The following is a 7,650-nucleotide window of genomic DNA, read 5'->3' on the forward strand; positions in this document are numbered from 1 at the left end:
AGCTGCCCGAGGCCGCCTGGATCAACCAGCCCTCACAGGAGGCCCTCATACAGACCGCCTGACGGAATCTGTCTCACCCGCCTTGACACTTTCCGGAAGACCACGGCCTGCTCACTCGCACCGTCTACCCCGAGGTTCCCGCTCGCGTGGAGTACGAACTTACTGACCTCGGACACAGCGCAGCCGCCCCGTTGAAGCATCTGCGCGACTGGGTTGAACACAACGTCGGAACCGACCAGTAGCGACCCCCTCGGCGCTACATCGAGCCAGGAGTCCCGGCCTCCGCGTAATACCGCGTCAACACAGACGAGGCGTCGCGGTCGCCGTCACCGGACACGACAGAGTTCAGCAGGTACCGGTACCCGTCACCGGTCGTCATCACCCTAATTGATAACGTCACACCTAGAAGGTGCGAAGTAACCGACGCGCGAGCACAGGAGCGCTTCTGTCATTTCGAAGGCGAGACTTCGCGCGATTGGGATTCGCCGGGCCATCCTTCTTCTCTTTCGTCGAACGTCACCGCAACACCGTGTCGCTGGGGTTCGTGAAATCTTCTTCCGGAAGCGAAACCCAGGTACTGCGCCATGAGGAACTCGCCGCAGCGATGCACAGGCGTTCGACAGTTCGGTCGCACGAACCGATCGTTTGTTAACGGACGGCACTGTACGTCGATCGAAAGTCGCGCCGACACCCCCTGCGAATTCGCGTCGCGGGATAGTTTGCCAGGATCCGGCGATCAGCGTGGTGCGCATCAAGGAGGTGCGCAGCGGCCTCAGCACGAGGAGCCTGCCCGCGAGGCCGACCACCCCGCCCCTAGGAACGGTAGGAGTGCGACGTCGGGGCGAGCTGGGGGCCACCCCCCGAGACCGAAAGTAGCACCGCAGCGACGATAAGCGCCACGCCAACCAGGGTGGTCGTCAGCTCCCCGACCAACGAACCGATCCATCCGCGTTCCTGGAGGTCTCGGAACATCCTTATGCTCAGCCCGAACGTTCCGTTCGAGCTGCGAACCGATCGTCTCGATGCGTCGTGGCAGACGCCTCAGCTGTCCACCGATGACCTGGAGTTGCACGCGGCCGTCGGCGAACATCTCCCTTGAGTCCATCGCCAGACGTATGAAATGAGGAGTTCGAGCAAGGGCCCGATCGACCAAGTCGTAGTCGGCAACGAGCTGGCACAGCGTTCCCTCGAGTGACACGAAGGAAACGACTGGCGTTCTCCTCCGCTGTTGGGGACGTCGGGTCGGCTGAAATAATGGCCGGGACGATACGGTGGCGAGTCAGAGCGCCGTGATCCACCGCGCGATCTCGTCAGCGATCTCGTCGCTATTGTCTTCGACCATCAGCGAGTGGCCGTTCCCAGCGAGAAGAGGCAGTTCGGACGACCAGAAGGTGACGGCGGCGCCCTGATCGGTGAGCCAGGCCACGATGTCCTGATCCAGCTGCGAGGGGTGGTCGGTATCGGCTCCACCCGTGAAGACGAGAATCGGCTTGTTCGTGAACGCGTCGGTCGGCCCGATCCTCATTTGGCTCCCACCGATGTTCTGACGCTGATAAAGCATCCGGGCCGGGATCGGCCGAAGGGTGCGGCGGAACACCTCGATGCACTCGCGGGGGAACCGCCGGCTGGGTCCGATGGCCTTGTCGTTCACGAAGGCGCTTGTGGGTTCCCAGAAACCCATCTTCGGGATGGTCCAGTCGATGGCCGCTCCACGGATGGAGACCTCCTGGTCGGACTCCCTCACGATCTCGGGCACCGCCTGTATATTTCCAGGCGGGCCCGGAGCGACGGCTACGAGCCCGTCGATGAGATCGCCATGCGTCTCTAGGAGGCGGAAGCCAATCGGACCTGCCATCGAGTGCACGACCAGCACGACGTTCCGGCCGAGACCAGAGAGGAACACGCCCATCCCTCGGCACACGCTCTCATAGTCCAGCCGCGCAGACGCCGCACGATCATCGACGTGTTGGGCCGCCTCATAGGACAACCCCAGCCAGTCCACCACCAGCACACCGTAGCCATGCGATACGAATCGTGCCGCCCAGCCCTGTCGGCCGTCGGGCGTCTCGAGATAGTACTCGTTCGAGGCACCACCCCCGTGCACGAGGACGATCCACCGAGCAGGCGCACCCGACGGCGCCAGTTCGGTGTACGAGATCGGCGCGACGTCGTCTGGGCGTGAAATCGAATCCATAGCTTCCCCAGGCCTGTTAGGCAATGACGGCGTCGAGGGCCCGTGCGAGCCTCTCCGGATGCGTGAGCATCACCAAATGGCTTCCGTCGATCTCGATCGTGCGCGGACTATCAAGCCGCCCGGCCGCGGCCTGGTAGATCTCAGCGGGAACGGCCTGGTCCTGAGCGAGGAACACATAACTTGACGGGATGCTGCTCGCCCAGAACCGGTCGAGGCGGATCGGCTCATCGGACCAGCCTGCCGGCGCTGGGACGAGCCTCGGCTCGAGCGCGGCGAGCTGCTGCTGCTCGAACGGGGACATGTCCTGCATAGACGCGGCCCAGAGCTCAGGCGGCATGACGATGGTGTTGTCGTCGGACTGACTCGCAAGCGCCTTCGTCGCTGCGACCAACGGATCGGGGAGCACGTCGTTAATGGTCTCGCCGTCGCGCAGCACCCAGGCGTCGACGAAGACGACCCGGCCGATGCGCTCGGGCATCGCCTCAGCGACGAGTTGGATGAGCGGACCTCCGCCGCTATGACCGACGAGCACGATGTCGAGCTGGGTGAGCTCTCTTACCTGATCGATCAGATCGCGCGCCATCATGCTCATCGTGACGCCGGAGCGGTCCACGTCACCGTCTTCGAGACCGCGCAGCGTCGGCGCGATCACCTCGTGCCCCATTCTGCGCAATTCGTCGGCGACGCCGTCCCACACCCAGCCGCCTACCCATCCGCCGTGCACCAGTACGATCTGCATTGATCATCCTCTTCGCATATTTATCTGCTGAGCAGAACTTGTTCCTAACTAGAAGACACAATAGCTTGCGCGGCGCCAACAGTCCAGCATGGCTCGAGCTCTCTTCAGAACGCGCCGAACGACCCCTGCACCAGGTCGCAGGGGAAAGAGACGACGAGCCTTCAGGAGGTCAGGTCGGCCAGACGTACGGCTGCCTCATCGAGGAGTGCGACGAGGGTCTTCACCTTGCGGGGAGGCAAGCGGAACACCGGGGCAGATGCGTTGATCGCCAACCGCAGCCCGCTCGCCGAGGGAACGGCCACGGCCACCGAGGCCACGCCCTCCTCGCTCTCCTCCCGGTTCGTTGCATAGCCCTGCTTCGCGACAAGATCCAGTTGTGCGAGGAGCTCGGTCTTGGTACGGATCGACTGCGGAGTCACCTGTGAGAGTTGCTCGTCGGGGTAGAGACGGTCCAATTGTTCTCGCGGGAGCTGCGCCAGGAGAACCTTTCCCGTGGAGGTGCAATGGGCCGGCATCTCCTTGCCCAACCGTGAAGCGACTCGCACCGCCGTCGTCGGTTCCGAGACTGCGAGAAAGCGAGTGGAGTTGCCGTCGAGCGTGCCGAGGTGAACCGTCTCGCCGGCTTGGTGGCTGAGTTCCTCGAGGATCGGTTGCACGATCTGCGGGATGTCCATCTTTCTCAGCACCGAGAAGGCGATCGTGGTCAACGACGGCCCTGGCCCGTATGTCTTCGTTCGCGGGTCTTGCCGCACGAATCCTCGCCATTGAAGCATCGCGAGGATGCGATGCGCCGTTGAGGTCGCGACACCCAGGTGCTTGCTGGCGTCCGTCAGTCGAAGTTCGTTCTTCTCACCGAGCAGGAGCAGGAGTTTCAGGGCATTGTCGACCGACTCGATCGGTATTGCGGAGCCGCATCGACTCCGTCGGCTGCTCTATTTCTCTGCACAACAGAAACTGTATCGTTCCTGCCGGCCCTCAGGGCCGCCATCAAGGGCAAGGCGATCCCGTCCAGGTCTATCCGGACGCCGATTCGAGCAGCCGGCCCAGTCGTACACGAACGTCGGAAAGCGACGATCCCGCTGCGATGGACCGGCGGACTTCGACGAGAGCGCGGGGCCAATTCAGTACCACTGCCCCGTCGAATGACAGACCATTCTGAGAGTACAGAGACGCGATCCGGTCGGGTGTTCGAGGGTCCGTCACCATCTCGGGGTTGACTGCCGTCGTGCGACCGACGATGTGCAGCTTCCAGTTGAACTGGTCACTCCAGACATACTCGACAGGCAGATATGAGCGTCGGTCGTCGGGATGAGCGATGTTGTGCGCGACACAGCGCGCCTGGTCGACCGCATTCGTCCAGTGCTCAAGACGGGTGAGATCGCCGCGAACCGGATGCCGCCACCGCGCAACATCGCCGATCGCATGGATTTCCGGGGCGCCGAGTGCCGTGAGGAATTCGTCGCAGACGAGACCGTCGTCGATCTCGAGCCCTGAGTCCTCGAGCCATTCGACGTTCGGCACTGCCCCGATGCCGATGACGACGACATCACCGTGGAGCTCGGAACCGTCATCCAGGAGCACGCGGAAGTCTCCCTTCGCACCGTCGATCTGCGCGACCGTCCGTCCGAGAACCGCATGTACGCCATGCCGGGAGTGCTTCTGCGAGAAGAGGGCGCCAATCTCGTCACCGAGCCGGCGTGACATCAGGTCGCGTGTCGCCGAGACCAGGGTGACATCGACTCCGAGCCCAAGAGCGGTCGCGGCGACCTCGGCGCCGATGAAGCCCGCTCCGATGACGATGATCCTGCGATCGGGAACTAGCTCGGCGCGCAGCCGGTCTGCGTCGTCGAGTGTCCGCAGCACATGGATTCCCTCGCCTTCACCCCACGGCGACGGCCGCGCGCGGACGCCGGTCGCCACCACGAGGTCATCGAAGCCGACCCGCCGTCCATTCGCCAGCCGGAGCTCCGACAACGCACGGTCCAGACCTACCGCCGGCACACCGAGACGAAGGTCGATGTTAAGCTCGAGCGCCTCCGCCGCCGTGAGGAGCGTGACCTCGGCTGCACCTGCACCGACGAGGTATCCCTTCGACAGCGGCGGCTTGTCGTAGGGCAGCACGGGCTCGGAGCCGATGAGCACAACGTCTCCGCGATACCCCTCTGCCCGAAGCGCCTGCGCGGCCCGTACCCCCGCGATCGACGCACCGACAATCGCTGTCGTCATTCGTCTTCCACCCGGAGCGCGGAAACCGGGCAGCTGTTCGCCGCCTCGGTGACCCGTTTCCGGTCGGCCTCGTCGACCTCTGTTCTGAGCAGGATCACGACGCCGTCGTCATCGAGATCGAAATAGTCTCCCGCGGCCATGATGCAGTTGGCGTAGCCCTGACAGAGCCCGAGATCCGCTTTCACGACAGGCATGTGTCACTCCTCTCCTGCTTCTTCAGGCGTTATCTCAGGGAACATCGGTGCGAACGGTTGGGCGATCATGGCGGAGAACGTCGCCGTAGTCTGCCAGGTCAGCGCCTCGAGCTCGAGCGGATCGAGAGCGACCCACTGCCCGGATCGCGGCGACTCGATCAGGAGCCGGGAGCCGTTGCGTGTCTCCACGCGAGATACCCGGATCTCCGAGAACTCATTGGCGATCGAGATCGGAGCCCCTACCCGCTGGTCTTCGAGCCGCTGACGTTCGTCTGCTGCTGCGATGGCCGCGATGCGGTCGTCCTCTTCGCCTTCCCATTCGAGTTTCATAGGAAGATCGCCAGATTCTGTGTGCGCAAGACCGACTCGTCGACCGTGATGGTTCGGCGTGCGAGCTGCAACCCGCCGCCGACACGTCGCAGAACGTCTTCGCGGCCGGCCGAGATCACCGCGGGCTCGTGCACGTCGCCGCGACTGCGGAAAAGAAGCACCGCAGAATCGACGACGACCTCGCCCGGGACGTCGCTCTCGAAGGTGCGCACGTTCGTGACGAAGTGACGGAGCCGGGAGGGCGGATCCTCTGTCCAGGCGTGTTCCGTGAGGAAGCGGGCGACCCGCCGGCTCAGGGAGTACTTGTTCTCGTCCCAATGCGCCATGCCCGGAGACGTCGAGTACCCGGCGCCGAGCGCGGTAGTGACCTGCACGGGCATGATGTAGTGCACATCGTCGGCGATGAGGTCGAGCCAGTCCTCGTACCGCTGCTCGTCGAGGATGTATGCCTCTTCGACGAGCCACCTGTGCGTCTCCAGATGCAGGCCGTCCGAGAACGACAACGAACTCCCCACCCGCGTGGCTTTGGTCGTATGTGCTCCGAGCGGCGACTCTTTCAGTCGAACCCAGCGCGCCTCGGTCATGACAGCCCCTCCGGCATCCCCACCGACGAGATGATCAGCGCGGTCGGCTCCGTCTCGAGGTAGTCCGCCCAGCGCTCGAGCAGATGCCGCTGGTTGTACTCTCCGTAACCGACGTGGGCCACGCCCGGGCCAGAGAACGCGTCCGGTCCGAGCGGCTCCACGACGAATCTGCCGTCTTTCAGCACGCCCATCCGGCTGTTCAGCAGCAAGCGCCGCGCCATATTCCCTTTCGCGGTGTTCGTAAGGGACACCCAGTTCTCCACATCGTCCTGCTCGAACATCCCCGTGCTGCCGAAGCACATCAGGTACGCCTTGTACGACAGAGCCTTGAACTCCTCCGGTGCCGCTGCGTCGACGGCGAACCAGGAAAGCACCTCGGTCTCGTTCTCGCTGATCGGCTGCCAGGTACGGATCGAGATGAACGGGAGCACGTCGTCGCCGTCTTCCACCTTCGGCCAGTTGTGCACGAAGCTCATGTTCGGGAAGATCGAGGCCGCCGAGATCATGAAGCCGTTCTCGCCGATCACATTGAGCTGGTCCTGGGACCAGACCTCCTTCATCCGGTCGATCATCTCGTCGGGGTAGCCCACGTAGCGCAGCCGCTCCTCGAGCGTTCCCTCCGGAAGCTTGTAGGTCGTGCCTCCGCCGTTGCCCGCCCAGTACGTGTTGCCGTCTTTACGCTTCTCCGCCTTCGGTTCGCGGAAGAGGCCGATCTCGACCACCGAGGTGTGGGTCTGTGGCGTGTGGTACATGTCGCCGGCGAAGTTCTCTGCGCCGATCTTCCAGTTCGCCTTCACCCGCCAGCGCTGCGGGCCGCGGAGCTCGATGCCCGAGGAGCTCTGCTTCGTGTAGTAGTCGAGATAGAAAGCGAAATCGCCGAGGTAGTCGATCAGCGGTGGCGCATCCGGATCCATGCTGATGAAGATCAACCCGTTGTAGCTGTCGAGGCTCGGCGCCGGAAGCAGGCGGGCTCCCTTGCGATTGAAGCCAGCCTCGCCACCGTACGCCTCTTCGTGGAACGGCAGCCCCACGATTCGTCCGTCGTTGCGGTACGACCAGCCGTGATACGGGCAGCGGAAGTGCGAGGCGTTGCCCATTTCCGCCCGGCACACCTGCATTCCTCGGTGCAGGCACATGTTGAACATCGCCTTGACGGAGCCACTCTCGTCGCGCACCACGATGAACGAGTCGTCGAGCACTCGCCGCACCACGTAGTCGCCGGGCTGAGGGATCTCTGATTCGTGACCCACGAAGATCCACGCGCGACTGAACAAGCGCTCCCGCTCGAGCCCTGTGCGTCAGGATGGGGTGAGACACCAGCACTGCTGACCTTCGCACTGCACGGGGCGAGAACGGACCAATACTGAGATGACGATGACGGTT

Annotated in this window: 10 protein-coding genes and 1 pseudogene; 1 reads left to right on the top strand and 10 read right to left on the bottom strand. The window is 63.7% G+C overall.

All coding sequences use genetic code 11. From position 1 onward, the window contains the following. The first annotated feature begins 107 nt into the window (after window positions 1-107). A complete protein-coding gene (locus tag AB0300_RS18375) occupies window positions 108-242 on the top strand; it encodes a winged helix-turn-helix transcriptional regulator (RefSeq protein ID WP_082802890.1) in 135 nt (44 codons plus the stop codon). 14 nt (window positions 243-256) lie between these two features. On the opposite strand, the gene AB0300_RS18380 is transcribed toward AB0300_RS18375, so the two are convergent. The 10 genes and pseudogenes from AB0300_RS18380 to AB0300_RS18425 form a co-directional block, all read right to left on the bottom strand. Beyond that, window positions 257-379: a hypothetical protein gene (locus AB0300_RS18380; protein ID WP_267189609.1), complete on the bottom strand. Its 123-nt coding sequence runs from the start codon at window positions 377-379 to the stop codon at window positions 257-259. 900 nt (window positions 380-1,279) lie between these two features. Then, complete coding sequence (locus AB0300_RS18385) at window positions 1,280-2,194, bottom strand: alpha/beta fold hydrolase (RefSeq protein WP_005054941.1); 915 nt, start codon at window positions 2,192-2,194, stop codon at window positions 1,280-1,282. Between the two features lie 16 nt (window positions 2,195-2,210). After that, window positions 2,211-2,933, bottom strand: coding sequence for an alpha/beta hydrolase (locus AB0300_RS18390; protein ID WP_005054944.1), 723 nt, complete (start codon window positions 2,931-2,933; stop codon window positions 2,211-2,213). A 161-nt stretch (window positions 2,934-3,094) separates the two neighbouring features. Continuing rightward, window positions 3,095-3,640, bottom strand: coding sequence for an IclR family transcriptional regulator (locus AB0300_RS18395; RefSeq protein ID WP_223159176.1), 546 nt, complete (start codon window positions 3,638-3,640; stop codon window positions 3,095-3,097). A gap of 42 nt (window positions 3,641-3,682) precedes the next feature. Beyond that, window positions 3,683-3,835 (bottom strand): annotated as a pseudogene (locus AB0300_RS18400) (helix-turn-helix domain-containing protein); the annotation flags it as partial. Window positions 3,836-3,947: 112 nt separating this feature from the next. Next, complete coding sequence (locus AB0300_RS18405; protein WP_005054949.1) at window positions 3,948-5,159, bottom strand: FAD-dependent oxidoreductase; 1,212 nt, start codon at window positions 5,157-5,159, stop codon at window positions 3,948-3,950. Continuing rightward, on the bottom strand, window positions 5,156-5,353 hold the full coding sequence (locus AB0300_RS18410) for a ferredoxin (protein ID WP_005054951.1): 198 nt from the start codon (window positions 5,351-5,353) through the stop codon (window positions 5,156-5,158). The genes AB0300_RS18405 and AB0300_RS18410 overlap by 4 nt, the downstream gene beginning before the upstream one ends. A 3-nt stretch (window positions 5,354-5,356) precedes the next feature. Continuing rightward, entirely contained in the window at window positions 5,357-5,683 is a 327-nt protein-coding gene (locus AB0300_RS18415; RefSeq protein ID WP_005054953.1) for a hypothetical protein, read from the bottom strand. Then, a complete protein-coding gene (locus AB0300_RS18420; protein ID WP_005054954.1) occupies window positions 5,680-6,267 on the bottom strand; it encodes a 3-phenylpropionate/cinnamic acid dioxygenase subunit beta in 588 nt (195 codons plus the stop codon). The genes AB0300_RS18415 and AB0300_RS18420 overlap by 4 nt, the downstream gene beginning before the upstream one ends. Then, entirely contained in the window at window positions 6,264-7,517 is a 1,254-nt protein-coding gene (locus AB0300_RS18425; protein WP_005054956.1) for an aromatic ring-hydroxylating dioxygenase subunit alpha, read from the bottom strand. The genes AB0300_RS18420 and AB0300_RS18425 overlap by 4 nt, the downstream gene beginning before the upstream one ends. Between the last annotated feature and the right edge of the window lie 133 nt (window positions 7,518-7,650).

This window comes from Microbacterium sp. NPDC078814 (assembly GCF_040702645.1).
Lineage (GTDB): Bacteria > Actinomycetota > Actinomycetes > Actinomycetales > Microbacteriaceae > Microbacterium.